24 protein-coding genes are annotated in these 26,641 nt (G+C 68.6%); 9 read left to right on the forward strand and 15 right to left on the reverse strand.

Translation table 11 applies throughout. The annotated features are described in order from the left end of the window. Positions 1–195: 195 nt before the first annotated feature. Positions 196–1,188 (reverse strand): helix-hairpin-helix domain-containing protein, encoded by a 993-nt coding sequence (locus ACFWVD_RS23175; RefSeq protein ID WP_379246031.1) that lies wholly within the window; start codon positions 1,186–1,188, stop codon positions 196–198. Positions 1,189–1,366: 178 nt separating this feature from the next. Between ACFWVD_RS23175 and ACFWVD_RS23180 the strand changes: the two genes are divergently transcribed. Next, positions 1,367–2,329, forward strand: a complete 963-nt coding sequence (locus tag ACFWVD_RS23180) for a DUF2332 domain-containing protein (protein ID WP_379246033.1) — start codon at positions 1,367–1,369, stop codon at positions 2,327–2,329. Between the two features lie 5 nt (positions 2,330–2,334). Here ACFWVD_RS23180 and lexA read toward each other — a convergent pair whose 3' ends face one another. The 11 genes from lexA to ACFWVD_RS23235 all read right to left on the reverse strand — a co-directional run bounded on the left by lexA (position 2,335) and on the right by ACFWVD_RS23235 (position 12,434). Then, positions 2,335–2,988 carry a transcriptional repressor LexA gene (gene lexA / locus ACFWVD_RS23185; protein WP_379246035.1) on the reverse strand — a complete coding sequence of 218 codons (654 nt, stop codon included), beginning with the start codon at positions 2,986–2,988 and terminating at the stop codon, positions 2,335–2,337. A gap of 33 nt (positions 2,989–3,021) precedes the next feature. After that, positions 3,022–3,513: a GNAT family N-acetyltransferase gene (locus ACFWVD_RS23190; RefSeq protein ID WP_379246037.1), complete on the reverse strand. Its 492-nt coding sequence runs from the start codon at positions 3,511–3,513 to the stop codon at positions 3,022–3,024. A 72-nt stretch (positions 3,514–3,585) separates the two neighbouring features. Further along, positions 3,586–4,428 (reverse strand): DegV family protein, encoded by an 843-nt coding sequence (locus tag ACFWVD_RS23195; protein ID WP_379246039.1) that lies wholly within the window; start codon positions 4,426–4,428, stop codon positions 3,586–3,588. Positions 4,429–4,431: 3 nt separating this feature from the next. Then, positions 4,432–6,054, reverse strand: a complete 1,623-nt coding sequence (gene octT, locus ACFWVD_RS23200) for a diglucosylglycerate octanoyltransferase (protein WP_379246041.1) — start codon at positions 6,052–6,054, stop codon at positions 4,432–4,434. After that, entirely contained in the window at positions 6,044–6,703 is a 660-nt protein-coding gene (locus ACFWVD_RS23205) for a histidine phosphatase family protein (RefSeq protein ID WP_379246043.1), read from the reverse strand. Before ACFWVD_RS23205 ends, octT begins: the two co-directional genes overlap by 11 nt. Beyond that, positions 6,700–7,116, reverse strand: a complete 417-nt coding sequence (gene rsfS / locus ACFWVD_RS23210) for a ribosome silencing factor (protein ID WP_379246045.1) — start codon at positions 7,114–7,116, stop codon at positions 6,700–6,702. The genes ACFWVD_RS23205 and rsfS overlap by 4 nt, the downstream gene beginning before the upstream one ends. 37 nt (positions 7,117–7,153) lie before the next feature. Next, positions 7,154–7,798: a nicotinate-nucleotide adenylyltransferase gene (nadD, locus tag ACFWVD_RS23215; RefSeq protein ID WP_379246047.1), complete on the reverse strand. Its 645-nt coding sequence runs from the start codon at positions 7,796–7,798 to the stop codon at positions 7,154–7,156. 34 nt (positions 7,799–7,832) lie between these two features. Then, positions 7,833–8,756: a hypothetical protein gene (locus ACFWVD_RS23220; RefSeq protein ID WP_379246049.1), complete on the reverse strand. Its 924-nt coding sequence runs from the start codon at positions 8,754–8,756 to the stop codon at positions 7,833–7,835. 143 nt (positions 8,757–8,899) lie between these two features. After that, positions 8,900–10,291, reverse strand: coding sequence for a VWA domain-containing protein (locus tag ACFWVD_RS23225; RefSeq protein ID WP_379246051.1), 1,392 nt, complete (start codon positions 10,289–10,291; stop codon positions 8,900–8,902). A gap of 2 nt (positions 10,292–10,293) precedes the next feature. Then, entirely contained in the window at positions 10,294–11,172 is an 879-nt protein-coding gene (locus ACFWVD_RS23230; protein ID WP_379246053.1) for an AAA family ATPase, read from the reverse strand. After that, positions 11,169–12,434, reverse strand: coding sequence for a glutamate-5-semialdehyde dehydrogenase (locus ACFWVD_RS23235; protein ID WP_379246055.1), 1,266 nt, complete (start codon positions 12,432–12,434; stop codon positions 11,169–11,171). Before ACFWVD_RS23235 ends, ACFWVD_RS23230 begins: the two co-directional genes overlap by 4 nt. A gap of 163 nt (positions 12,435–12,597) precedes the next feature. On the opposite strand from ACFWVD_RS23235, the gene ACFWVD_RS23240 reads away from it, so the two are divergent. Further along, positions 12,598–13,473 (forward strand): ribokinase, encoded by an 876-nt coding sequence (locus ACFWVD_RS23240; protein ID WP_379246057.1) that lies wholly within the window; start codon positions 12,598–12,600, stop codon positions 13,471–13,473. A 109-nt stretch (positions 13,474–13,582) separates the two neighbouring features. Here the strand turns inward: ACFWVD_RS23240 and ACFWVD_RS23245 are convergent, their stop codons facing one another. Next, positions 13,583–14,563, reverse strand: coding sequence for a hypothetical protein (locus tag ACFWVD_RS23245; RefSeq protein WP_379246059.1), 981 nt, complete (start codon positions 14,561–14,563; stop codon positions 13,583–13,585). A 230-nt stretch (positions 14,564–14,793) separates the two neighbouring features. Between ACFWVD_RS23245 and ACFWVD_RS23250 the strand changes: the two genes are divergently transcribed. From ACFWVD_RS23250 to ACFWVD_RS23265, 4 genes are all read left to right on the forward strand, one after another. Then, positions 14,794–16,905: a RecQ family ATP-dependent DNA helicase gene (locus ACFWVD_RS23250; RefSeq protein WP_379246061.1), complete on the forward strand. Its 2,112-nt coding sequence runs from the start codon at positions 14,794–14,796 to the stop codon at positions 16,903–16,905. A 77-nt stretch (positions 16,906–16,982) separates the two neighbouring features. Then, positions 16,983–17,372, forward strand: coding sequence for a hypothetical protein (locus ACFWVD_RS23255; protein ID WP_379246063.1), 390 nt, complete (start codon positions 16,983–16,985; stop codon positions 17,370–17,372). A 53-nt stretch (positions 17,373–17,425) separates the two neighbouring features. After that, positions 17,426–18,394 (forward strand): non-homologous end-joining DNA ligase, encoded by a 969-nt coding sequence (ligD, locus tag ACFWVD_RS23260; protein ID WP_379246065.1) that lies wholly within the window; start codon positions 17,426–17,428, stop codon positions 18,392–18,394. Positions 18,395–18,517: 123 nt separating this feature from the next. Beyond that, positions 18,518–19,462: a D-isomer specific 2-hydroxyacid dehydrogenase family protein gene (locus ACFWVD_RS23265; protein WP_379246067.1), complete on the forward strand. Its 945-nt coding sequence runs from the start codon at positions 18,518–18,520 to the stop codon at positions 19,460–19,462. On the opposite strand, the gene ACFWVD_RS23270 is transcribed toward ACFWVD_RS23265, so the two are convergent. Further along, on the reverse strand, positions 19,456–22,881 hold the full coding sequence (locus ACFWVD_RS23270; RefSeq protein WP_379246069.1) for an AAA family ATPase: 3,426 nt from the start codon (positions 22,879–22,881) through the stop codon (positions 19,456–19,458). The two genes, ACFWVD_RS23265 and ACFWVD_RS23270, sit on opposite strands and share 7 nt — an antisense overlap. Before the next feature lie 72 nt (positions 22,882–22,953). Beyond that, a complete protein-coding gene (locus ACFWVD_RS23275; RefSeq protein WP_379246071.1) occupies positions 22,954–23,769 on the reverse strand; it encodes a DUF5602 domain-containing protein in 816 nt (271 codons plus the stop codon). A gap of 186 nt (positions 23,770–23,955) precedes the next feature. On the opposite strand from ACFWVD_RS23275, the gene ACFWVD_RS23280 reads away from it, so the two are divergent. From ACFWVD_RS23280 to ACFWVD_RS23290, 3 genes are read left to right on the forward strand one after another with little or no spacing between them, the layout of a single operon-like run. Beyond that, positions 23,956–24,687 (forward strand): ESX secretion-associated protein EspG, encoded by a 732-nt coding sequence (locus ACFWVD_RS23280; protein ID WP_379246073.1) that lies wholly within the window; start codon positions 23,956–23,958, stop codon positions 24,685–24,687. A 39-nt stretch (positions 24,688–24,726) separates the two neighbouring features. Next, positions 24,727–25,101: a hypothetical protein gene (locus ACFWVD_RS23285; protein ID WP_379246075.1), complete on the forward strand. Its 375-nt coding sequence runs from the start codon at positions 24,727–24,729 to the stop codon at positions 25,099–25,101. Further along, positions 25,098–26,453 carry a hypothetical protein gene (locus tag ACFWVD_RS23290; protein WP_379246077.1) on the forward strand — a complete coding sequence of 452 codons (1,356 nt, stop codon included), beginning with the start codon at positions 25,098–25,100 and terminating at the stop codon, positions 26,451–26,453. Before ACFWVD_RS23285 ends, ACFWVD_RS23290 begins: the two co-directional genes overlap by 4 nt. Positions 26,454–26,641: the final 188 nt, after the last annotated feature.

Here is a 26,641-nt window from a genome sequence, read left to right on the forward strand (position 1 = left end):
GGAAGGTTGGGATCGCCTGAATCCTGCGCGCGGTCCTGTGTTCCCGCGGACTGATCTGTGGCGCGCCTGGTTTCGAGCCTCGCGCACGGCCACACCGGGCAGGTCATGCGATCACCTCCACGCGCGAACTAGTGCGGTGGTGACCGCTTGCAGTGCACCAGCTTTCGCACCGAACGTCATGAGGTTCCGAAGGGGTCATGTGGTCACCAGATCGCGCAGTCGTGCCAGGCGGGCGGGGCCGATGCCGTCGACCTCGCCGAGTTGGGCGACGTCGGTGAAGCGGCCGTTGGTCGAGCGCCAGGCGAGGATCGCTTTGGCGGTGACCGGGCCGACGCCGGGGAGTGCGTCCAGTTCGGCTTCGGTTGCCTTGTTCAGATCGACGCGCGAAGTGCCGGCAGTTGGGGCACCGGGGCTCGAGGTACCCGGCCCCGCAGAGCTGGTGCCCGCCGTGCTCGGACCCGCGGCGTTCGGCGTTGCCACAGGTGCGTGACCCGCGCCGATCATGATGCTGCCCACGCGTGGCTGACCGAGCTGGGGGTCGGCGGTACCGATGACGACCTGGTCGCCATCGGACAGCCGTTGCGCCAAGTTCAGGCCGGCCAGGTCGGCGCCTTCGCGGATACCGCCGGCCTTTTCGATCGCGTCGGCAATCCGCGAACCACTGGGCAATCGGTGCAACCCCGCCCGGTCGACCAAACCGACAACACTGACGACGACTTCCTCGCTCGCACTGGATGCCTGACCCGCCATGGCGGCAACCGTGGTCGGATGTGATGGCACGGCAATGGTCTCCGCACGCAGCACCGGCACCGGCGGCACCGCCCGCGCCACGGGCTGGTCGCGCAGCACCATCACTCCGGTCAACACCACCGCGATGACCCCGACCAGGCCGAGTACCAGCGCGCCGCGACGCCCAGGGTCCAGCCTCGCATCACGAAAGCGCTCGGGCACCAGCCGTTTTCGCCCACGCGACGCACCGTCGTCGAGCCACCCGGGCGTCCCCACCGCACCCGCTGCCCCGGACAACGGGACGAGTTCCTCATCGTCCCAATGCCCTTCGTCGTCCTCATGGCGCGAATCAGAAGTCCCGGACGCGCGCAACGGCAGACTGCTCGGCCGTTCTCGCTCGCGGACCGCCAAACCACCCAGCCGCTGCCGTACCCGCTCGTGCTCTTCGTGTCGTGACATGGCAGCGACGCTATGCCTGCGCCGACGAGCCGAGCTCCCGCCGACCTGGGCTTCAAAGAAACCTGTGGATAACTCTGAGCCTGTGGATAACTCGCCTCTCAGCGCCCTCGCACCCCGATTCCGGGCAACGCGAATGGTTACCGTGCGCTCATGGCCGATACCGAGTACGCAGGTTCTCATGGACCTCGCACAGCGCTTCCGCGACTTCGCACTCCTCGAGGCACGCGACAACTCCCCGCTCTACCACCACCGAGCCCTGGACATCAGCAAGGACCCCCAGGTCCTGTCCCTGATCGCCCAATTACCCACCGCAAAACAACAACCCAACCTGATCCTGGCTGCCGCGCGAGTGAACGGCGCGACCGCGGTTCCTTACACCGAGTTCCGCGACCAGTTCCACGAGAACTGGCGCGCGATCGCCGCGACCGCCGCGACCCGGCGGACGCAGACGAACGAGGCGGGCCGGGCGGCCACCCTGCTGCCGGTTCTGGCCCGCCTACCTGGACCGCTGTCGCTCATCGAGGTCGGCGCGTCCGCCGGGCTGTGCCTGTACCCGGACCGTTTCAGCTACCGCTACGGCGAAACCGCACTGGATCCGTCCGACGGACCATCACCGGTTGTGTTGACCTGCAAGATAACCGGACCGGTGCCGATCCCGACCCAGCTCCCCCGGGTCGTCCATCGGGCAGGGGTGGATCTGAACCCACTCGACGCCGGCGACAGCGACGACCAGCAGTGGTTGTCCGCCCTCGTCTGGCCGGGTCAACACGAGCGGCTGGCGAGGCTACAGGCAGCCTGTGCGATCGCCGCGACGGATCCACCGACCCTCGTGACCGGCGATCTGCTCGAGCAGGTCACCGACTTGGTCCACACGGCACCACGCGACAGCACGGTGGTGGTGTTCCACAGCGCGGTGCTCACCTACCTCTCGCCGCAGGCACGAGCGGATTTCCGGGAGACGGTGCTGGGCCTGCCCTGCCACTGGGTTTCGCAGGAGGGCACCGGGGTTCTCGCGTCGCTGGCCGACCGGCTGCCGCCGCGACAGTCGGAGTCGGCGCGGATGGTGCTGGCTCTCGACGACGAGCCGTTGGCTTTCGCCGGACCGCACGGGCAGTCGTTGGACTGGTTCGGTCCGGCGTAGCGGGGTCAGAGGCGGCGCATGACCGAGACGACGCGGCCGAGGATGACTGCTTCGTCGCCGTCGATGACGGAGTAGGCGGGGTTGCGGGGTTCGAGGTGGATGTGGCCGTTGCGGCGGCGGTAGACCTTGACGGTGGCTTCCTCGCCGATCATGGCGGCGACGATGTCGCCGGTGTTGGCTTCGCGCTGGCTGCGCACGACCACGAGGTCGCCGTCGCAGATCGCGGCGTCGATCATCGAGTCACCGCGCACGCGCAGGCCGAAAACCTCACCGCGGCCGACCAGTTCGCGCGGCAGGGTGAGCACGTCGTCGGGGTTGTGCTCGGCCAGGATCGGGGTGCCCGCGGCGATGTCGCCGACCACGGGTACCGACACCGAGGCATCGGAGCGGGCGGTGGAGGTGCCCTGCAGGAACAGGCGCACGTCGATGGGGCGGCCCATGGAGGCCGAGCGGCGCAGGAAACCGTCCTCCTCCAACGCCTTCAGATGTTGGGAGACCGTGGAGGTGGAGCGCAGGCCGACCGCGTCGGCGATCTCGCGCGTGCTGGGCGCGTAGCCGTGGGCCAGGACCGAATCCCTGATCACGGCGAGGATGTGTTGCCTGCGCGGCGGCAGGTGGTTCGCGGCGTCGAGGTGGTCGAAGTCGTCGTATCCGGTCATCGGGAAATCGTAGAGCCCCACTCCATCACTGCTTCAGCGCAGGTTCCTCGCGAAACAGTTCGATTGCGGCAGGACGTGATACGGCGCGAACAACGGGATCCGGTGGTAGCCGCTTCGCTCGTAGAAACGCACGGCGTCGGGTTGCAAATGGCCGGTCTGCAGGATCATTCTGGCCTGACCGGCGGCGCGAACAGCCTCTTCGGCGGCTTGCAACAGCGCGGTCGCGGTGCCGGTGCCGCGGTAGGCGGGGCGGACGAACATCCGTTTGAGTTCGAGGTCGCCGGCGTTCCAGCGCACTGCGGCGTGGCCGACAGGTTCTTCGTCGGCGTACGCGACGAAGGTCTGGTGGACGCTGTCTCGGTCGACCGTGTGCGGTGTGAGCCCACGCTCACCGAGGGCGACCTCGAGGTATTCGTAGCGGGGGCGCACCTCCTCCGACATCTCCGCTCGCAGCATTTCGGCATCGGCGTGGTCCCAGTCGACCGTGCGCACACCGATGGTGCGGGGAGAAACGTTGGCAGCCATGACAACCACGGTAGGCAACGCATCGCCTCCACCGAAGGGTTTGTCCGCAGCGCGATTCTGAACCGGCACGGTTCAGCCGGACTCGCCGGGCAGAACCGCGACGGCGAGCGCACCGACACCGAGGTGCACACCCAGCGCAGGACCGAACTCCGCGACGTACAGCTCCCCCACCTGGGGCAACTGCTCGCGCAGTTGCGCGACGATGATCTCGGCGGCCTCGGGGGCACCCAGATGCTGAATGCCAAGGGCCGCACCGTCGGACGCGGCCGCGTCGACCGCGGCTGCCACCAGTTTGGCGTAGGCACGCGAGCGCGTTCGCACCTTCTCGCGCAGTTCGAGCTTGCCCTCCACCAATTGCAGCAGTGGCTTGGTCACCAGTTCGCTGCCGAAAAACGCGGCGGCACTGCTCAAACGGCCACCCTTGCGCAGTTGTTCGGTGCGGTTGACCAGGATAAAAGTGCGCACGCGGGTCGCCGCCGATACCGCGCACTCGTATACCGCATCCAGCGCATCACCCACCCGCGCCCGGCGCGCGGCGGCCAGCACCGGCAGGCCGGTCGCCAGGCCGGCACCGAGCGAATCGACCAGGCGCACACGATCTTCGGCGCCCATATCGCGCACGGCCTGGCGGCCCGATTCCCAGGTCGCGGACAGCCGACGCGACAGGTGCACGGCCACGACGCCGTCGCCGTTGCTGCGAGTCAGCGCGCGTTCGTAGGCTTCGCGCAGTTCACCCGGCGAGGCGGCCGAGGTGGAGACCGAGTCGGCGGTGTAGTCGATCTCGATGGGGTCCAAGCCCTCGCGGATCGTCCGGTCGCCCACGAGCACATGCAGGGGCACCACTTCGATACCGAGTTCGGCGACGAGCTCCGCGGACAATCCCGCCGCCGAATCGGTGACCACCACAACGGCCACGGACTACCGGACCTCCTGCAGCGCCTTGGTCATCGCGGTCGCCACCGCCGCGTGCCCGGCCCAACCCCAGTGGATGCCATCGGGATTGGCCGAACCCGACTCGATGTCGTCGCGCACGGCCTCGCCCAGATCCACCAGCGGCACCGAAGTGCGACCCGACCACGCCTGCAAAGCCTTGACCGCGCGCGCCCTGCCCCGGTGCACCCGCCCGTAGGCATCGCAAGCGTGGACCGACGGCAGTACCGCCACGACGGGCAGCTCCGGACGCAGATGGTTCAGCGCGTTTCGCGACTGCTCCAGGTAGTCCACGCTCACCTTCGGCGGAAGGGCAACGCGGCGACCGATTTTCGACAACTTCGGCTGCAACCAGTTGTACGACGAACGCACGCCACGACGCAGACGCGGCGGACGGATGTAGCGGATCATCTCCCGCAGCGCGGTAGGCAGCGGAGAGGGCAGCGTGTCCATGCCACCGACGGCGAACACGACCGCGCCGGCTCGGGGCACCGAGGCCCAGACCCGAGGATCGCCGATCAGCGCCCAGTAGGCGTCACGGCTGGTCCAGCCGATGCGAGCGATCAGCTCGACGTCCCAGTCCAGTTCGGCGGCAACCATATTCGGCCAGATCCGCGGGTCGTCCGCGGGCAGGCCACCCTTGGGTCCGTAGTAGGCCAGGGAATCCGCGATCACCAGCAGCACGGGGCGCGGTGCTGCGGACTCCACCGGCCTCGGGGCTGCTGACTCTTGGACGAGCACCGGCTCCGCGATCGGCGCGGTGATGGATTCATCGTGCCGCACAGCGGATTCCAGCGTCTGGGGAGCGGCCACCGGCTGCTCGAGCAGGGCGTCCGCGCCCGCCGCGGCCAGCGACTCATGCTGTGGTGCGGCCAGGTTCGCGGCAGCACCTTCGACGATGTCGGTGTCGGCATCCGCGACCACCGCGGATTCGACAGACTCGCCGACGGCAACGGCGTGTACGTCAGGGTCGGCTTCACCAGCGACCGCAACCGTGACGGCTGCGTGGATTGTTTCGTCAGGGCTGCCTGCCACGTCCGCAGTGACACCTTCGGCAGCTACCTCGGAATCCACCTGCGCAACAACCGAATCCAGGTCGACGCGCGAATCTTCCGAACCGACGCCGTCAGAGATCACGCCGACATCGGCAGCGTCCACCGCACCGGAGACAGCGCTATCCGACTCCGACACAGCGGAACTCGACGCGACGTCACCGGTTTCGAGCTCAGCCTCGGCGCCGTCACCGATCGAAGACACGGCGTCGCCGACAACGTCTTCCGACGAGGACGAAGCAGTGACGTCGGACACCGAAACGTCTGTGCCCGAACCGGACTCGACGGCATCCGCCGCCGAGTCGACCGGCTCGGGTTCGACCACGGCCGGTGGGGGCACCGGACCGAACAGGGCATCGGGCAGCGATCGGGTGCTGCGCGCGGTGACCCGTTGGAAGAGTTCGTCCGGTACCGAACGGATCGGCTCGTCACGCTCGGCGCGTGCGGGCCGAACAGGGGGCGGGCCGAAAAGCGCGTCCGGCAATTGCCGTCCGGCTTTGGCCGTCACCTGCTGGAACAGCTCATCAGGTACTGATCGGACAGGCTCTTCATTGGACATCGGGAGCTACCTTCGCCGCTGCGTTCCACACATCGAGGCGCCAGCCGGGTCGGTCGACATCCGGGCCGTGACTGGAAAGCTGCACCCAGCTGGTATTGGCCAGCCCACCGAGGATCGGCCAATTCTGTGGTGGCAGTTCCAGTAACGCGGCCGTCAGAGCAGCGATCAGCCCGCCGTGCGCAACCAGGATGATAGTCCGACCGGGCCAATCCTGTCGCTGGTTGTACAGTTCGCGCACCACGGGCAGTGCTCGCGCGCCGACCTCGAGCTTGCTCTCGCCGCCCGGCGGTGTGTACGTGGCGTCCAACCGCCACTGCACCCGCGCGCCGGGATAATCAGCGTCGACTTCGAGGTGGGTCAGGCCTTCCCAGTCGCCCAGGTTGGTCTCACGCAGTCGCGGATCGGTGATCACCGGCAGATCGCTGATGTCACCCAGCGCCTGCGCGGTCTCTTTGGCGCGACGCAGATCGGAGGCATGGATCGCGATGGCGTTGCGTGAACCGAGTTCGCGCGCAGCCTCTTTGGCCTGCTGCCGACCGAGTTCGGTGAGATCGGTGTCGATCTGCCCCTGCATCCGGTCGGCCGCGTTCCATTCGGTCTGCCCGTGCCGCAACAGGATCAGGTTGCGCACATGGGCGTATTTGCTCACTCGCTGTCTGCCTCTACCTGCACGTCGTCGTCGGCATCCGGAGTCGGCACAGCGGCGATGCCCTCGACGGGAACCGCCGGGCAGTCACGCCACAGCCGCTCGAGCGCGTAGAAATTGCGCTCGTCGTTGTGCTGCACGTGCACCACGATGTCGACGTAGTCCAGCAGCGCCCAGCGACCCTCGCGGGTGCCCTCGCGGCGCACCGGCTTGTGGCCTGCCTCGCGCAGCTTGTCTTCGATGTTGTCCACGATCGCGGTGACCTGGCGCTCGTTGGGCGCGGACGCGATCACGAAGCAGTCGGTGATCACCAGCTGCTCGGAGACGTCGAGAACCACGACGTCGGTGGCGAGCTTGTCGTCGGCCGCGAGCGCGGCGACCGTGGCCATCTCGATGGCTTCAGTAGAGGCACTCATGCGGTCTCCTCCTGCGTGGTCACAACCGTGTGGTCGATCATCGGCTACCTTCCGTTCCTGCGGGCACATAGAGATGCCGCTTCGATATGTACTGCACCACGCCATCGGGGACGAGGTACCAGACCGGCCGACCCTCCGCGGCGCGGCGGCGGCATTCGCTCGACGAGATGGCCAGCGCGGGGATCTCGACCATCGTCACGGCGTCGGCGGGAAGGTCCCGCAGATGCTCTTCGAGATGATCGGTGTTGAGTTCGTAACCCGGTCGGCTCACCCCGACGAACTTCGCCAGTTCGAACAGTTCGGTCCAATCCTGCCATGTCAGGATGTTGGCCAGCGCGTCCGCACCGGTGATGAAGTACAGCTCCGCGTCGGGGTGCGCGTTTTGCATCTCGCGCAGGGTGTCCACGGTGTAGGTGACCTTGTTGCGTTCCACGTCGGCCCGGCTGACCGAGAACCTCGGGTTGGACGCGGTGGCGATCACGGTCATCAGGTACCGGTCCTCGGCGGGGCTGACCTGCTTGTTGACCTTCTGCCACGGTTGGCCGGTGGGCACGAAGATCACTTCGTCGAGCTCGAACCGGTTCGCGACCTCGCTGGCCGCGACCAGGTGGCCGTGGTGGATCGGGTCGAAGGTGCCACCCATGACGCCTAGTTTGCGACGCGGCCGAGCTGTCTCGTGCATGAGGTCTGAGCTTAATCCGGTCGGGCGGATCGGCCTACTCCCAGACTCCGAGGTGCGCGGGGGCCGACGTCTGCGCGCACATCTGGGCGAACTGGGCGCGCGTGCGTTTCAGTTCTTCGACCAGATGCGCGGCGGGCTCGGCATCCACGCGACGGTTCAGTTCGGCCAGCAGCACATCGATCGTGACCCACCACGGCCCGCGCACCTGCCCCCGCGGTCCGCGCAGTTGCAGCCAGGCCGCCGCGCGCAGGCAGCGAGCTCGCGGCACGATCTTGTCCTGCTCGCCCCACAGACCCGCGGCGCGCAGGTACCCGCCCAGCGCCTCGGATTCCTGCCCGCAGCACTCGCGGGCCACCGCGGCCGACCAGACCAGGTCGGCGTGCCTGCGACGCTTCGCGGGCGTGGCGGCGATCAGCCGGGCGGCCTCGGTGAACTGCCACGCGGCCTGCCGGTAGCGGCCGAGGTGGTTCAGCGATTCGGCGAACTGGGCGCGCACCAGCGACAGCTCGGCGGGTGGGTAGCCGGCCGCTCCGCTCAGCAGTGGCCGATCGAAGGCAGCCACGGCCTCGGCGTGCTTGCCTGCCCGATGCCAGGCGCGTCCCGCGACCAACCACAGGTGTACCGAATCCGCTGGCGAGATCGGATGCCAGCAGCCCGCGGCCATCGCGGCGGCACGGGCCACGTCGCGGTCGCGCCCCGGCTGGGCCGCGACCGCGGTGACCAGTTGCGTGCGCATGGCAGCCAGTTCACGCCCGCCCAATTCACCGGCGCCGACAATCAATGCCCGGCGCAACTGCTCCTCGGCGGCTGCGGGGGCGTCGACCAGCCTTGCCGCCGCGATCATTGCCAGCCGCCGTGCGGCGCGGGCACCGGAACCGGGAGCCAGTCGCGCGGGCCCTACATCGGACGAGCCCTGCGCCACGTCGATGGTGCACGCACTTGCGGGCGCGGACGACATCGGTCGATCGGATCGCTCATCGTCGTGCGACGCCCCTGCCAGCATGGGGGTGATCTTGGTCGGCGGACCCTGTGAGGCGCTTAACGTCTGCTGAAGTGCTCCGATGGCTCGGCTCCGCACGCCCACTCGGCGGCGAACCTTGATCAGACGGGCAGCAGCCGGGAGACCACTTCGGTCAGCTGCCTGGCGTTGCGGCATTCGTGCATCTCGATCACCGAACCGTATTCGCGCGCCGCGGAATCGCCTGTCCCCCACAGCTTTGCGGGCTCAGGATTCAGCCAGTGCGCGTGCTTGGCGGTGTCGACCAGGTCGCGCAGGGTGTCCAGGCGCGGGTTGCGGTAGTTGGTGCGGCCGTCGCCCAGGATCAGCAGCGAGCTGCGACTGGTGACGGCGTCGCCGAAGTTCTCGGCGAAGGTGGACAGTGCGTAGCCGTAGTCGGAGTGGCCGTCGGCGTCGATGATGTCCGATTCGGTGAAGATCCTGGTCATCACGTCGTCCAGGCCCGCGTACGGTGCGAAGAAGCCGGTGACCTCGTCGGTGCGGTCGACGAACGCGAAGATCCGCACCCGCGAGAACTGTTCACGCAGGGCGCTCACCAGTAACAAGGTGAAGTTGCTGAACCCGGCCACCGAGCCCGAGATATCGCACAGCAGCACCAGTTCCGGGCGGCCGGGGCGGGGTTTGCGGTTCACCAGGTCGATCGGCACGCCGCCGGTGGACATCGAGGCGCGCAGGGTTTTGCGAAGGTCGATCTCGCCGCGCCTGGCGCGTTTGCGGCGTACTGCCAAGCGGGAGGCCAGGATTCGCGCCAGCCGCTGGGTGCCGCGCCGTAGTTCGGTGAGTTCGCGTTCGGAGGCGCGCAGGAAGTCGGCGTCCTCGGCCTGGCGGGCCACACCGTAGGTCGCCACGCGGTCGCGGCCGATCTGCTCGGCCACGCGCCGGTTGGTCTCGGCTTCCACGCTCGCCCGGAACCCGGCGATGCGTTCCCTGACCACACGGCGGGCGACCTCGATATCACGCTCGCTCGCATCCGGTGGCAACGCTAGGCCCGCCAGCACCTTGGCCAGCAGAGATTGCGGCGCAAGGTCTTTCAGCGCCTGGTAAGCGGAAAATGATGGGCCTCGGGCGGATTGGTACTGCCCCAGTTGCTCCACGATCTGCCCGGCCAACAACTGCTGTTGCGGGCCACTGTCTTCGGCGGCGAGCAGTTCGGCCAGTTGTTCACGCAGCGCGGCCAGATCGACCTGTCCCTCGGGCGTTCGCGGGAGATCCACTGCCTCCTCCGTGCGACCGCCGACCGCGACCGGGAACCACAGATCGAACAGCCCGTCGAACGTGGCGCGGTGCGTGGGTCTGCGCAGCAGCGCACAGGCCAGCCCCTCGCGCACCGCCTCGCGATCGAGCAGGTCGAGCACGGTCAGCACCCGGCCTGCGTCGACGGTTTCCGACGGGCCGACCGGCACGCCACGCGCCCGCAGCGCACCGACGAAACCGGCGACGTGGCCGCCGATTCCGTGCGGCTCGGGCGCGGTCACGATCAGACCAGTTTCAGCTCGGCCAGCGCGCGCTGGTGATCGCTGCGATGTTTGAGCACCACCCCGAGCGTGGCGCGCACGGTGGCGTCATCGAGGTCCGCGGCGCCCAACGCGAGCAAGGTGTTGCCCCAGTCGATGGTTTCCGCGACAGAGGGCAGTTTCTTCAGCTGCATACCGCGCAACACGTGCACGACCCGCACCAATTGCTCGGCGACGGCGCCGGGAAGTTCCGGCACGCGGCTGGCCAGAATCCGGCGCTCGAGATCCTCGTCGGGGAAGTCCAGATGCAGGTACAGGCAGCGGCGTTTGAGCGCCTCCGACAGTTCGCGGGTGGCGTTGGAGGTGAGCACCACGAACGGTTTGCGCGTGGCGGTGATGGTGCCCAGTTCCGGCACGGTCACGGCGAAATCGCTGAGCACCTCGAGCAGCAGGCCCTCGATCTCGACGTCGGCCTTGTCGGTCTCGTCGATCAGCAACACCGTGGGCTCGGTGCGGCGGATGGCGGTGAGCAGCGGACGCGAGAGCAGGAACTCCTCGGTGAACACGTCGGCTTTGGTTTCGGCCCAATCGTTTTCGCTGGACGCCTGAATCCGCAGAATCTGCTTGGCGTGGTTCCACTCGTAGAGCGCACGCGCCTCGTCGACGCCTTCGTAGCACTGCAGGCGGACCAGTTCGGCACCGGCGACCTGGGCCACCGCGCGCGACAGTTCGGTCTTGCCCACACCGGCGGGGCCTTCGATCAGCAGCGGTTTGCCCAACCTGTCGGCGAGGAAAACCGAAGTGGCCGTGGCCTTGTCGGCCAGGTAGCCGGTGGTGGCCAGGCGGTCGATGACATCGTCGACCGAGGTGAAGATCGGTTCCTGTACGGCAGTCACGATCACACCGGCCGAGTCTGGCCGTCGCCCCACACGATCCACTTCGTGGAGGTGAGTTCGGGCAGTGCCATCGGGCCGCGGGCGTGCAGCTTCTGGGTGGAGATGCCGATCTCGGCGCCGAAACCGAACTGCTCGCCGTCGGTGAACGCGGTGGACGCGTTCACCATCACCGCGGCGGCGTCGACCCGGTTGGTGAACTCGCGGGCGGCGGCCAGGTCGGCGGTGACGATGGCTTCGGTGTGGCCGGTGCCCCAGGTGTTGATGTGCTCCACGGCTGCATCGAGGTCGTCGACGACCTTCAGCGCGATGTCCAGGGTGAGGTACTCCTCGCCCCAGTCGGCGTCGGTGGCCGGGACCTGGCCGGGCAGGTCGCCGTGGATGGTTACGCCGGCGTCTTCGAGCGCCTTGGTCAGGCGCGGCAGCGCGGTCTGCGCGACGGCGGCGTCGATGAGCACGGTCTCGGCGGCGTTGCAGACGCTGGGGCGGCGGGTTTTGGCGTTGAGCACGATCGCCTCGGCCATGTCCAGGTCGGCGGCCGAATGCACGTAGACGTGGCAGTTGCCGGTGCCGGTCTCGATGGTGGGCACCTGCGCGTCGCGGACCACCGCGTTGATCAGGCCGGCACCGCCGCGCGGGATCACCACGTCGACCAGGCCACGCGCCTGGATCAGGTGGGTGACGCTGGAACGGTCGTGGCTGGGCAGCAGTTGCACCGCGTCGGCCGGAATGTCCTGGGCGACAAGGGTTTCGCGCAACACCTCGACCAGCGCGGCGTTGGAGTTCGCGGCCGAGGACGAGCCGCGCAGCAGCGCCGCGTTGCCCGATTTCAGCGCCAGGCCGAACGCGTCGACGGTGACGTTGGGGCGGGCCTCGTAGACCATGCCGACCACGCCCAGCGGGACTCGGGTCTGACGGATCTCGAGGCCGCTGGGCAGCGTGGATCCGCGCACGATCACGCCGACCGGGTCGGGCAGCGTGGCGACCTGACGCAGGCCCGAGGCGATGCCGTCGATGCGCGCTGAGGTCAGGCGCAGGCGATCCAGGAGGTTCTCTTCGGTGCCGGCGGCCTGCGCGGTCGCGATGTCCTGCGCATTGGCCGCGAGGACGCGATCGGCGGCGGCGAGCAGGGCATCGGCGGCCGCGTGCAGGGCATCGTTCTTCTGCGCCGTGGTCAGCTGGGCCAGCACACGGGACGCGACACGAGCCCTGCGGGCGGCGTCGTGCACCGCTGCGCGGATGTCGAGCTCGGGGGTCACATCAACTGTCATGGGTATCAGCGTACGCAGTGCGCCGCGCGCGTTCGACGCCGACCGGGGCCCGGAATACGGCTCCGACCGGCGGCGGGACCGAGTTATCCACAGGGTTTTCGGCCTCGGTGCGGTTATCCACAGGCCGGACACCGACGGCGGCGATCGCGGCTAGATTGGCGCTATGAATCGCTGTGTGGCGCCCACTGTCGTCGTATTGGGCAGCGTCAACATGGATCTGGTCACCAGCACAGATCGCAGGCCCGCACCTGGTGAGACGGTGCTGGGGTCCGGGTTCGCCACTGTTCCCGGCGGGAAAGGGGCGAATCAGGCGATCGCGGCGGCACGGTCGGGGGCACGGGTGCGGTTTCTCGGCGCGATCGGCGATGACGCGTTCGGGACGGAACTGGCGTCGACACTGTCGGCGGCCGGGGTCGACATCTCACTGCTGCGCAGGGTCGAGGGTCCCAGCGGGATCGCCTCGATCGTCGTGGACGGCGCCGGTGAGAACAGCATCATCGTGGTGGCGGGCGCCAACGGTCGCGTGACCGAGCTGACTCCCGCCGAACTCGCCGCCATCGCGGACGCCGATATCCTGCTGTGCCAGTTGGAGATTCCCCTCGACACGGTCACCGCCGCCGCACGCCACGCTCGCGCGTCGAACACCGTCGTCGCGCTGAACCCCTCGCCCGTCCGCCCGCTACCCGCCGACCTCTGGGCCCACGTCGACCTCGCCGTGGTGAATTCACTGGAATACGAACACTATTCAGCCGAGATCACCGAAGTAGCGCACGTAGTACGCACGCTCGGCGGGGCAGGCGCGGTGTACCGAGGCCCTGACGGCACCGAGCTGTCCGCCGCCGGCCTGCCCGTCGACGTAGTCGACACAACCGGCGCAGGCGACGCGTTCACCGGCGGCCTGATCGCCACCTGGACCCAAGGCGCCCCCACCGCATTGACCTGGGCCAACACCGCCGGCGCCCTGGCAACCACCACCCTCGGCGCCAGCTCGTCCCTCCCCGATCACGCCCGAATCGCAGCGATGATCGCGACCCGCTGATCGCCCACAACGACCTAGCGCGATCGCCTGTCACCCCACCAGCGCCGGGGTCGTTCGGGCCGAAATTCAAGTGCGCCAGGACAGTCGCGACCCCTGCGCGCCCAGACCTTCAGCGCGCTGCACGGATCACCACACCGATCGTGGCGGCGGCGGACTCACACAGGTCGACAGGCAGATCAGCGGCCGTGGCGACAGGTGAGTCGCGAGGTGCCGCGGAGACGTCGACATTGATCAGGTGCGCGTTGTTCGCTCGTGCAGGGTCGGCGGGCCGGTAGGCCACGACCTCGGCACAGCGTGCGTCCGAGTCGCCGCCGAACTCGACGCCGTTGAGCCCTTCGCGCGAAATCACCCGCGCCGCCGGGCCGATCGCGGCCTGCTCGTTGTCGCGTCGGTAGCCGACCGCGACGGTGATTCGGTATCGGTTGCCTGTCTTCGACAGCGTGAGGCTGCACGAGTACACGCCCGCCCACGCTGTCGACTCGACGGTCCATCCGGGGAACTGAGCCTCGATCTGTGCCGTGGCGGCGCACGGGCTCTTGTGCGTCAAGGTCTTTCGGTCCGGGCTCGACGGGTTCGTGATCGGTGGCAGCGCCAGCAAGGAGTCGGCGACGGCGGCCAGGTAGTCGCGCGTTGCCTCGCACCGCTGCGGCCAGTGCGCGGACTGACCTGCCGAGCGGGTTCGCTTGCCTCGCACCATGTGGGCGAGCCCGGTCAACCCGACAGGGAGGTAGTACGCACAGGTGTAGCCGTCGCCGAGGTCGCGATAGGTCGACGACTGAAAGACCTGCTTTCCGGCCACTTCCTCGGCGGTGTCGTCAGCTCGGTCTTCGACTAGGTAACGATGTGCCAGTTCGAAGTCGAAGACGTAGGCAATGCCGGGCTCGTCAACCGACTCCGCCACGATGGCACACCCCGCCAGTCCGGTGAACAGGTTGCCGTCGACAACGCGACCGAAGCGTTGTGCGAACACACGGTCATGGCTCGCGCAGGGGTCCGCCGCGCGGATTCGCGCCATCAGTTCTGCCGTCGCCGGTGCTGCGGCCAGTTCCCGCTCACTCGACGGGAGGCCACGTGTAGGCGGTGCCGACATCGGCTCTCCTGGAACCGGAGACCCTGGCACCAACTGCCCGCAGCCGGCGAGAACGGAAACCGCCAGTAGCAGCGAACCCAGCTTTGCCCTGTCGATCATGCTCCCACCGTCCCCATCGTCGCAGCCCACCCGAGCGCGCCGCAGCCTATCGGCCACCCAGACGCCCGTGTCCGCACGGTGCTCGTTGTGACGTCGGCGTTGTTGTCGGTGGGGTGGGGCAGGATGGTGCCATGACCTCCGCGACCGGCAATGACTTGCTCGATCTGACGGCTCCTGACCTGCGCGAACGTGCTGAGGAGTTGCTTCGGGAGCTCGCGGGGGCGGGTGCGCGGTTGCGGGAGGATCAGTGGGTGGCCATCGAGGCGTTGGTGGTGCAGCGGCGGCGGGCGTTGGTGGTGCAGCGGACGGGGTGGGGTAAGTCGGCGGTGTATTTCATCGCGGCGAAGTTGTTGCGGCGGGCGGGGCGCGGGCCCACGGTGATCGTGTCGCCGTTGTTGGCGTTGATGCGTAACCAGGTGGCGGCCGCGGATCGGGCGGGGGTGGTGGCGGCCACGATCAATTCGGGGAATGTGACCGAGTGGGACGAGATCCATCAGCGGGTGGCCGACGGGGAGGTCGACGTGCTGCTGGTGAGTCCGGAACGGTTGAACAATCCGGACTTTCGCGATCAGGTTCTGCCCCGCTTGGCGGCCGACGCGGGGCTGGTGGTGATCGATGAGGCGCATTGTGTGTCGGACTGGGGGCATGATTTTCGGCCCGATTACCGCCGGATTCGAACGCTGATCGCCGATCTAGGGTCCGAGGTGCCGGTGCTGGCGACCACCGCTACCGCCAACGACCGGGTGGTCACCGATGTGGCGGGGCAGATCGGCACCGACACGCTGGTGTTGCGTGGCACGTTGGATCGCGAGTCGCTGCATCTGTCGGTGGTGCGGTTCGACGACGCGGTGCAGCGCACGGCGTGGCTGGGCGAACAGCTGAACCGGATGCCGGGTTCGGGCATCATCTACTGCCTCACCGTGGCCGCGGCCAACGACCTGGCCGACGTGTTGAACGCGCAAGGCCACACCGTCGCCGCCTACACCGGCCAAACCGACCCGGCCGAACGGGAAATGCTTGAAGGCGCGCTACTGAACAACGAGGTCAAGGCCTTGATCGCGACCTCGGCGCTGGGAATGGGCTTCGACAAGCCCGATCTGGGTTTCGTCGTGCACGTGGGGGCGCCGTCCTCGCCCATCGCCTACTACCAGCAGGTCGGTCGCGCGGGCCGCGGCACCGAACGCGCCGAGGTGGTGCTGCTGCCGGGGCCGGAGGACGCGCGGATCTGGAGTTACTTCGCGTCGGTGGCCTTCCCGCGTGAGCACATCGTGCGCTCGGTGCTCGCCGCGCTGGATACGGACCGACCGATGTCGACGGTGGCATTGGAACCACTGGTCGAACTGAACCGGTCGCGTCTGGAAATGGTGCTGAAGGTGCTCGATGTCGACGGTGCCGTGCGTCGGGTGCGCGGTGGCTGGTTGTCGACCGGCCAGGACTGGGCCTATGACACCGAACGCTACGAGGGCCTGGCCGCCGCGCGCGACGCCGAACAGCAGGCGATGATCGACTACCAGTCCACGGCCACCTGCCGGATGACCTTCCTGCGCCGCCAACTCGACGACCCCGGCCTGAACGAGGCCGGCGACTGCGGCCGCTGCGACAACTGCACCGGCACCAGCCCCGACACCACCGTCGACGAGGCCGCGATCGCCGCCACCCGAGCCCGTCTGGATCGTCCGGGCCTGGACCTCGCGCCACGCAAACAGTGGCCCAGCGGCATGGCGAAATTGGGAATCCCGTTGTCGGGCAAGATCACCGGCGGCGCCGAAACCGGCCGGGTTGTCGGAAGACTCACCGATCTGGGCTGGGGCCATCGCCTGCGGGCCTTGCTCGACGCACCCGATGCCCCCGTGCCCGACGCGGTTTTCGACGCCTGCATCGCGGTGCTGCGCGACTGGACCTGGGCCACCCGCCCCACCTCGGTACTGGCCCTGGACAACCCCCGCTACCCCCAGCTCACCACCAGCCTGGCCGCCCGCCTGGCCCAGATCGGCAAACTGGACAACCTCGGCACCCTGCACACCCGACCCGACCGCCCGCCGGTCTCCGCCGCGAACTCCGCCCACCGGGTAGCCGGGCTGTTCGACTCCTGGGAGGTCCCCGACCTGTCCGATGTACACGGCCCGATCCTGCTCGTGGACACCCTCACCGACACCGGCTGGACCATGACCGTGGCCGCGCAGGCCCTGCGTGCCAGCGGCGCCGACGCGGTGCTGCCGTTCGCCCTGGCCACCCCCACCTGACCCGCCCACGCCGGGAAAACAGCCAACACGCCGCCCAGATTGTGTCCACCTCCGGTGTCCAATGCTTGAATGCGCCTATGACCAGGACCACATTTGCTCGAAACCTGATGGCCGTTGCCGCGGGCTGTGCGGCCGGATTCACCCTGTTGACCGTTCCCGCGCAGGCGTCGAACGAGAACCCCCTCGACTGCTCGGGCGTGCCCGGCGCACAGGCCGCCGCCGACCGGGAAAGCGCCCAGCGCGGCATCGCGATCACGCCGCTGTGTTTCAGCGGCGGCCTCTACAGCGGCATCCACGCCGGTATCCCGCTGGCGGTCCTCAACCCGCTGACCATGCCCGGCACCGCGACCGTCTGTGTCGCCGAACAAGAAACCATCGAAGCCGCAGACAAATTCGCGTGGAGTGAGCGGGTTCATGTGATGCCGATGTGCATCCAGCACCGGGCATTCGGGGTGTACGAGCTGTAGTCGCCGGTGACGCGGGCTCGCTCTCCCCTCGGGAGCGGGCCTGCTCGTCTATCGTGGGGCGGGTGGCCAAGTCTGCGGCGCCTGCGGTCGAACTGCCGGTGGGTGAGCACACGGTGCGGGTCAGCAATCCCGACCGGGTGTACTTTCCCGAGCTCGGCGTGACCAAGCTGGATCTGGTGCGGTACTACCTCAGTGTCGGGGACGGGATCGTCAACGCGCTGCGGGATCGGCCCTGCATGTTGCACCGGTTTCCGAAGGGTTTGCCCGGCGGGAAGGTGCATCAGAAGCGGGTACCGGCGGGGGCGCCGGACTGGATTCCCACGGTGCGCGTGTTCTTTCCGCGCTACGGCAGGCACGCCGACGAACTGTGTGTGCACGAACTCGCGGATGTGGTGTGGGCGGTGCAGATGTCCACGGTCGAATTCCACCCCTGGAACTCGCGGGCCTCCGATACCGAATCGCCCGACGAATGGCGCATCGACCTCGATCCGATGCCGGACTGCTCGTGGTCACGGGTGCAGCGGGTCGCGGGGGTCGTGCACGAGGTGCTCGACGAACTCGGGGCGGTCGGGTGGCCGAAGACGTCCGGTGGGTCCGGGATGCACGTGTACGTCCGCATCGCGCCCGAACACGGATTCCAGCAGGTGCGGCGGGCCGCGTTGGCCTTCGCGCACGAAGTGGAACGGCGCGCGCCCGCAGACGTCACCACGGCCTGGTGGCGCAAGGATCGCGATCCGGCGCAGCTGTTCATCGACTACAACCAGAACGCGCGCGACCACACCATCGCCGCCGCCTACTCGGTGCGCGGGGTGCCAGAGGCCACGGTGTCCACACCGGTGCGATGGACCGAGATCGACGACATCGTGCCGCGCGATTTCACCATCGCGACCGTGCCCGCCCGCTACGCGGAACTGGGCGACCTGCAGGCCGACATGGACCGGGCCGTTTTCGACATCACGCCCCTGCTGGAACTGGCCGATCGGCACGGCATCGACGAACCCGTCGACCTCGACGACGCGTGAGGTCGAGGGCGCGCCCACGCGGTCGACCGCGACGAGGAACAATCGAAGATCGCCGACCGCGCAGGCGGTGCCGATCACAGCGTTCGGGCAGCGCAGGCTGCCGATCAACCCAGGAGGTCTTTCGTGCAGGAATCCACGATCGCGATCGGCCCCGATCAGCCCGCACCGCGCCTGCTCGAGAAAGCGGTCGTCGGCGCGGGGGCTCGGGTCGGCGAACTCGCGGAGGCCGACGCGCTGATCTGGATCGGCACACCCGCCGACTTCCCGGCGACCCTGCCGCCGTCGGTGCGGTGGGTGCAGTTGCCGGCCGCGGGGATCGAGGACTTCTTCGCCGCGGGCGTGTTCACCGCGCACCCCGAGGTGCAGTTCACCTCGGCGGCGGGCGCGTTCTCGCACAGTGTCGCCGAGCACGCGCTGATGCTGTTGCTGGCCGGGGTGCGGTACCTGCCCGAGCAGTTACGCGCGACGTCATGGCAGCAGCGGGAGTTCTTCCCGCACATCGGGTCGTTGCGCGGGAAGACCGTGACGATCGTGGGCGCCGGCGGGATCGGACGCGCGCTGATCCCGATGCTGGCGCCGCTGGGCGCGCACGTGATCGCGGTGAACCGGTCGGGGCGCCGGGTGACCGGTGCGGGAATTCCGGCCGATGTGGAGACGGTGCCGACCGAACAGCTCGCGCGCGTGTGGTCGCATACCGATCACGTGGTGGTCGCGGCGCCGGCCACCGCGGACACCCGGCATCTGATCGGCGCCGACGAGCTGGCTCGGCTCAAGCCGTCGTCGTGGGTGATCAATGTGGCGCGCGGCAGCCTGATCGACACCGACGCGCTGGTCGACGCGCTGACCAGCGGAATGATCGGTGGCGCGGGCTTGGACGTCACCGATCCGGAACCGCTGCCCGACGGGCATCCGCTGTGGACACTGCCCAACGCCATCATCACCCCGCACGATTCGAACCCGCCGCAGCTGCGGTTGGCGGCGTTCGCCGATCATGTGGGCGCGAATGTGGGGCGGTTCGTGGCCGGCGAGACGTTGCACGCGATCGTCGAGCCCGCACGGGGTTACTGAGCGCTCACCCACGCGGCGATCTGGCTGCGTTTGGCGAAGCCGAGTTTGGTGAGAATGTGTTGGACGTGATTTTGCGCGGTGCGGTCGGAAAGCACTAGCGCGGCGGCGATCTCGTGGTTGGTGAGGCCTCGGGCGACCAGGTCGGCTACCTCGCGTTCGCGCGGTGTCAGTGCGGTGCAACGGAGTTCGCGCGCGGCTACTGCGCGCAGACGGTTCGCCCAGGGTTTCATGCCGAGCGAAATCGCTACCGGCAACGCCTTTTTCGCGATCGAGACGGCCTCTGCCGGGTCGTCGTGCACCAGCGATTCGGCGAGCTCGCAGTCGGCTTCGACAGCGAAACCGGGGGTGCCGATCGTGCGAGCGGTCTGGGCCGCGCAGCGCAGTTCACGGTGTGCGGTTTCCCGATCACCCAGCGCCGCAGCGAATTTGCCCAGCCACAGGGTGACCGGGCCGAGGTAGTGGGCGTTGCCGCCCCCGCCGGTGATGTGCAGGCCGCGGTATCGGCTCAGCTCCTCACGGAAGTAGGTGATGTCGTCGTCGATGCGTAGCGCGGCGGCTATCGCGCCGCCGACTGCGAGCACGTTGAGTAGGAAATACGGTGGGACAGACCACTTCTGGGGTGGTCCCAGACTGCGGTACAAGGGTTCCGCTTCGTCGGTCAGGCCGCTGTCCACCATGGGGAATGCGGTGCCGAGGGCGGAGAACAGCAGGTTGCGGACCTCGCCTCGTTCCGGTGCGGCCGGTGGGATCAGCGCCTCGGGTCGATGGCCGAGATGGTGGCCGACGATCGCCAGCAGTGCGCGGTAGGCGCCCTCCCCCGCCGGATGTCCCAGGGTCGCGGCGAGCTCGTGCGCGCATCCCGCCAGATCAAGTGCCTCGTCGAACTCCGCGCGCGCCTGAGCCAGTGCTGCCTGTGCGATGAGCAGGTGCCAGCGCGACATCGGACCGCCGGTGCGTTCGGAACACCAACGCAGACAAGATAATTCGCCGGTGATCTCGCCGAGTTCGCCCTGTTCCCACAGTGCGTCGATACGCCACAACCGGCCCCACATCTCCACCGCGGGATCGCGCGCACGCTCGCCCGCGTCGATCATCCGGGTGGCGAGATCGCCGTGTTCGTCGCGGTGGTCGGGTCCACTGCAGGCCAGTTGACGGGCGCGCAGTGCGGCGGCCAGTACACCGGGGTCGTCGCTGCGCTGCGCGGATTCCAGTGCGGCCCTGCTGGATTCGTCCACGCCGTCGAGGTGACCGAGATAGATCGCGGCCTCGGTCGCGCGGGCGAGCAACCGGGCCCGCAGCGACTCGGGCACAACCCCCGCGGTCGGCGCACTGTCCGAGGCGTCGACCCCTCGCCCGGCACGCCGCGCGTCGGCGACCAGTCCGCCACGCAGTGCGTCGACCACCGGCCCGCCATGCAGTGCGTCGGCAACCTGTCCGCCATGCAGTGCGTCGGCAACCAGTCCGCCATGCAGTGCGTCGACCACCGGCCCGCCGGGCCGTGCGTCGGCAACCAGTCCGCCATGTAGTGCGTCCACCACCGGCCCGCCGGCCCGTGCGTCGGCAACCGGTCCGCCATGCAGTGCGTCCACCACCGGCCCGCCCGGCCGTGAGTCGGCACGCCGCCCATCGGCCATCGGTCTATCCGCTGACCCGTTCGACGCCTCCGCATCGAGCCGATGACACGAAGCGTCCAATGCCAGCGCTTCGGCACAGGCGTCGGCAATATCGCGGTCCCAGCTTCGATCACCGATCGGTTCCAGCACCAGCGCTGCTTCGGCGAGCAACACCGCCGGGTCGGGTCGGCGCTGCGGTGAATTGACCGCGCCTGCGCAAACATCCGAGGTTTCCGACATTCCCCACATCTCGCCGACCGTCGAGCCCTTGGCGGCTGTGCGCGCAATCGACTGCGCGGCAACGCAATCCGCTTTCGCGAGAGCGCGGTCCCCGGCGCGTCCAGCGGCCGCCGCTCGTTGCAGCAGTAGGCTGCCGCGCGCTATCGGGTCCAGGTCGGCGGCGTGCGTCAGCGCCAAACCGTACAGTCGCACGGCTTCCTCGAAAGCCAGCGCTCGCAAGGCGACGTCTGCGGCGCGGCGGGCCCAGCGCACGGCGGGCCCGTGCTCGCCGCCGATGGCCGCGTTGGCCCAATGCCAGGCCAGCGCGGCCGAATTCGCTTCCACGGCATCGGGATACAGCGCTTCGATCGCCAGTGCCGCGCGTTCGTGCAACACCACTCGTTGCCGCAACGACAACCCGTCGACCAGGGCGGCGCGCACGAGCGCGTGCGTGAAGCGGACCGTGCCCGGTTCATCGGCGGTGGCCAACAACCCGGCCTCGATCGCCTCGTCGACCGCGGCGAGACAGTCCGACGCGCAACGTTGCACAAGTCGGGCGGCCACCGCGATGGTGAACCGTTCGCCCAGAATCGACGCCGCGCGCAGCAACTCCTGCGCCGAAGTCGAACGCGGCGTCATCCGGCCACGGACCACCTCGCGCAGGCTGGTGGGCAGGCGCAGTGCGTCGTCGGTGGTTCCGCGCAGGGATCTGCCCAGTTCACGCAGGTAGAAGGGGTTTCCGGCAGTCATGTCGTAGGCTTCGCCGGTGAGCTGGGCGGGCAGTTCACGGCCCGCTTCGACGCGAAGGCAGTGGGCGGAGTCGGTGGGCGACAGGCCGCGCAGGGCCAGTGACCCGGCGACCGGTTCGCGCAGCAGGTCCGGTTTGATGCTGGTCCAGCCCGAGCCCGCCGCGCCGGAACACTCGGTGGCGCACACCATGATTCGTCGCTCACGCAACGCGCGGACCACGTAGAGCAGGGCTTGCAGCGACGGTTCGTCGGCCCAGTGAATGTCGTCGATCACCAGCAGCGTGCCGCCAGCCGCCCCGGCGCGACCTCCAGCACCGTCAAGGCCCGCAGCGCCGTCGAGGCCCGCAGCGCCGTCGAGGCCCGCAGCACCGCCGAGACCTCCGGCACCGTTCAGACCCGCTGCACCGTCGAACCTCGCAGCCCCGTTGACACCCGCAGTGCCGCCGAGACCTCCAGCACCGTTGAGACCCACTGCACCGTTGAGACCCACTGCACCGTTGAGACCCACTGCACCGTCGACACCCGCAGCACCGTCGAGACCGGCGGCGAAACCGTCGAACAGCGACACCCGGTCGGCACCCGGCGCGGGCGCACTGGTGCCCAGCGCCTGATGCCACAGCCAGAACGGCGGGGTGTCGGGCAGTTCGAGCGCGCGAGCCCACAGCGTGCGCACGCCGCGCCGCGCCGCGTGCCCGGCCAGTTCCGCGACCAACCGGGTTTTGCCCACGCCCGCCTCGCCGGAGCAGATCACCAGTTGGGGCGCGCCACGCAGCGCGTCGTCGAGCCGACCCCGCAGCTCGGCCAGTTCGTCCTCGCGTCCGATCAGCTCGGTGGGCACACCTCACCTCCGAGTACCAGAGCATACTCGCAGGTGAGGGGCTATTACAGGGTTATGACCGAGGCTGTGACCTCAGGACGCCGTGCGGGGCGTGAGACCGCCGAGCGAGACTACATACTCCTTCTCCTTGTCGTCGAAACTGATCGAATAGGTCGTCGGGTACCGGGTCGAGTGCTGGTAGGCCTGCGGTTGGGTGATGTCGCCGGTGAACGACGGCTTGGTCAGCAGCCAGTCCCTGGTGAACATCGGTTCGGTGAAGATGTACTGGCCGTCCCACGCACCGTTGATCAGCGTCTGGGTGAACTGGCCGGGGACCACCGGTGTGGTGCCGTCGACCCAGTGCACGCCCATCCCGGGCACCGCCTGCATCTCGATCGGCTCGGGCAGGGTGGTGTAGCCGGTGGGCATGTACTTCAGGTCCGGCTTCACACCCGCTTTGGCCAGAAACTGCGGGTCCTGCGGGTTGATCGCCTGCACCGCGGCATCGTCGATGAAGTAGAAGTGCGTGTCGAAATGCGGCTTGTCGAAGATGCCGACCGGCGGGTGACCGTGCGGGACCCAGTCGAAGGTGAGGTGGTCGACCACGGTGTCCTTGGCTTGTTCCGGGAGCGCCAGGCCGGGGCTGGCCGGTGGCGGGCCCTCGGGCATGGTGGTCGGGACCGGCAGCCCTTCGACCGCCGCCTCCTGGATGCGCAGGCCCAGTTCGGTGGGGTGGCCGTCTTTATCCGTGGTCACATAGGTACGGATCTGACCGTTGCCCATGGACCGTTGGTCGCCGTAATGGGTTGTGGGGCCGGAATCGTCGCTGCACGCGGCGGCGCCTGCCAGGACGAGTGCGGCCGCCAGCGCCGTGGTGAGTAGGCGCGTGCGCGACCTGTATTCGGACATGACCGCTCCCTTCGAGAGTCTGTCCTGAAGGTAGAAGCCTTCCGTGCTCTCAGCGTCCGCCGAAATACTCATCCGAGGTACTCATAGATGTTTCCATTCGAAACAGATGGCGGCTGATCGGTGCGCCGAAATCGGACACGACGGTTACGCTGTCCTCGTCCTGGTTCGGTAAGGATGGGATCGGCAATGGCATGGACCTTCACCGCTGACGAATTCGCGCACGTCTGGCGGGAATCGGGTCAGGACCGTCTGCCGTTTCCGCTGCGGATGCTCGAGACACCGCGCACCGAGCTCGACGCGGCCCGATTACGCGCGGGACTGCAGCACCGACTACCCAAGGGCGATCCCGACCTCGCCGCCTGCCTGCGGATCATCGCGCACCCGCACGCCAGGATCACCTTGGTCGGGGGCGCCCATACTCCCGGAAGCGAAATCCGACTGCTGGGCTGTGCGGTGTACGACCGTGCGGTGCTGGTGGTGCAGGAACCGAGCACCCGGCCCGATTACGGTGGCGCCGTATGTGTTTCGATCGGGCACTCCGCCGGAATCGGTGCTCGCGTCACCGCCTGCCTGCCCGACACCCCGCCCGGACGCGAACCCGCCCGCGAGGCAGCCGCCGAGGCGGTGCGCGACGAGGAGACCGTGCTCGCGGCCCATCCCGCGGTGCCGCGGATCCAGCGATTGTTGCGCCGACCGCACACCGCCGAAGGTCACATCCGCATCGAAACCGGTCTGGACCATGCCGTGCCGAATCCGCCGGTGCACTACAGCTGGATCGACGTGGCCAACGACGGCCGCTACCTGTTGCGCGCCGGTGAAACCGTGCACGTGGTGCCCGCGTCGATTGGGCAACTCACCGCCCAGTTACAGCGAAGGTTAGTGCCGGCGCACAGTTCACACAGCAGAAGGTCCGGCTAGCCTGGACTCCACCGCATCATCATCTGGAGGGGAGACGCGATGACGATCGAGAGCAGCAGAGCCGAGATCTCCCGGTTCCGCAGCGCCGCCACGGCGGGGACACTGAAGTTCGACCCCGACGCCGCGCGCCGCTGCGCGGACATCTACGACCAGCAGGCAGAACGCCTCGCGCAGCTGCGCCATGGGCTCGAAAACGCCGCTGAGACAGAGGGATTCGGGGGCTTCGTGTCCGCCCAGCAGTTGCAGGCAGGCTTCGCGCACAAAGCCCGCGACGCCGCCGAACTACTCGACGCCTACATCGAGGCGGCCTACCGCATGAAAGAGGCGTTCCTGCTCAGCGCGGGCCTGTTCGAAGAAGCCGACGCCGCCGCGGCCGCCGCCCTGCGCGCGATCGACACGAGGGTGCGCGGATGAGCACCGACCCCACCTACATCAGCGCGATGGAACATTTCGAATCCATGCCGCACGAACAGATCTACGCCCGCACCCAACAGATCGACGCCGCCGCCATCCTCAGCGCATCGATCACCTGGCTCGACACCGCCGCCACCCTGACCACCTCGATGCCGCTGACCAAATCCAGCGCCGACCGGGCGATCAACGAAGCCGAATGGTCCGGCGCCACCGCCGACGCCGCTACCGCCAGCACCCGCAGCTTCGCCGCCTCCATCGACGAATTGGCCGTGGTGATGGCCGAGGTCGGTGCCCGGCTGGGCGGGGTCGCCGCCGCCGCGGAGGCCGTGAAACTGGCCGTTGTCGCGCCCGGCGGATCCGGCCCGATCGGCACCATCGCCCGCCTGCTGGAGAGCGCGCAGGTGATCGATGCGCAGATGGCGGCCGAGGCTTTGCGCCAGGAGGCTGTGCTGGCGATGAACATGATCTACAAGCCGGCGTACTCACTGGCCGGCACCGGTGTGCCCGCACTACCCACCGCACCTGGGGAATCGCCTGGTGCCGAGGGTGATTCGACGCCGAAGGGCAAAGAGCCACCCGCGAAATCGCCGACCCCAGCTGAACCGTCTGCGCCACAGGGCAATTCACCCGAAGCCCCGCAGAACCCGACATCCGCGCCGAACCCCGGCGACACTCCCGCCCCCGGCGCCACTGTGACACCAGGCGAGAACCCGACGCCCCCACCTCCGGCGACATCGGAAACCCCTGCACCCCATGGTGATACGCCCACCCCCGGGCCGCCGACCGAGACCCCCACGCCCTCGAGCCAGGCCCCCGCTCCACCCTCGAGCACCCCCGGATCCCAGCCGCCCGCGCTTCCGACCGAAGCGCCCGCGCCACAGAGCCCGGCACCGACCTCCCCGCCCAGCGAGCCGACCACGCCGCCCGCGCCCCAAAGCCAGGTGCCGAGCGAGACGCCAGCTCCCCCGCCCGCGCCACAGAGCCAGGCACCGACTACTCCGCCGAGCGAGACGCCCATGCCTCCGCCCGCACCACCGAGTCAGTCACCCACACAACAAGATTCGAACCCCCTCCCCCCGAAGCCGCCGACCACCGAGTCGCCACAGCCCGCCCCACCACAACCGCAAACCCCCGCACCGACATCAGAACAGCCGGCTTCACCAGCACCACCCGGACGCCAAGCCCCCCAACCACTTCCCCTCCCCGGCATGCCCGACATGTCCGACCCAGGCGGCCAACCCGGCGTAACCGGCCCCGTCCCCGGCACCGAAGTACCCCCCTCCCAACCCGCAACCCCCAAGCCCCCTCCAGCCGACACCGACCAACCCGGTGTGGTCCCGCAACAACGGTAACAACGGGTCACGATCACAACCCGTACACCAAATTCCGCCATCACCGCACCCCGGCGGTACCGCACACCCCAAAAACCACCATGACCGCACTCCCCGCACTCCCAGCCCCCACCTGCGACCCATAGGGAGCAGCGGCCACGCAGTGGCCGTAGCGGCCCGGCCGCGAGTTAGCCGCCGTTGCGTCCGAG

The sequence above is a fragment of the Nocardia sp. NPDC058666 genome, from assembly GCF_042714895.1.
Taxonomy (GTDB): domain Bacteria; phylum Actinomycetota; class Actinomycetes; order Mycobacteriales; family Mycobacteriaceae; genus Nocardia.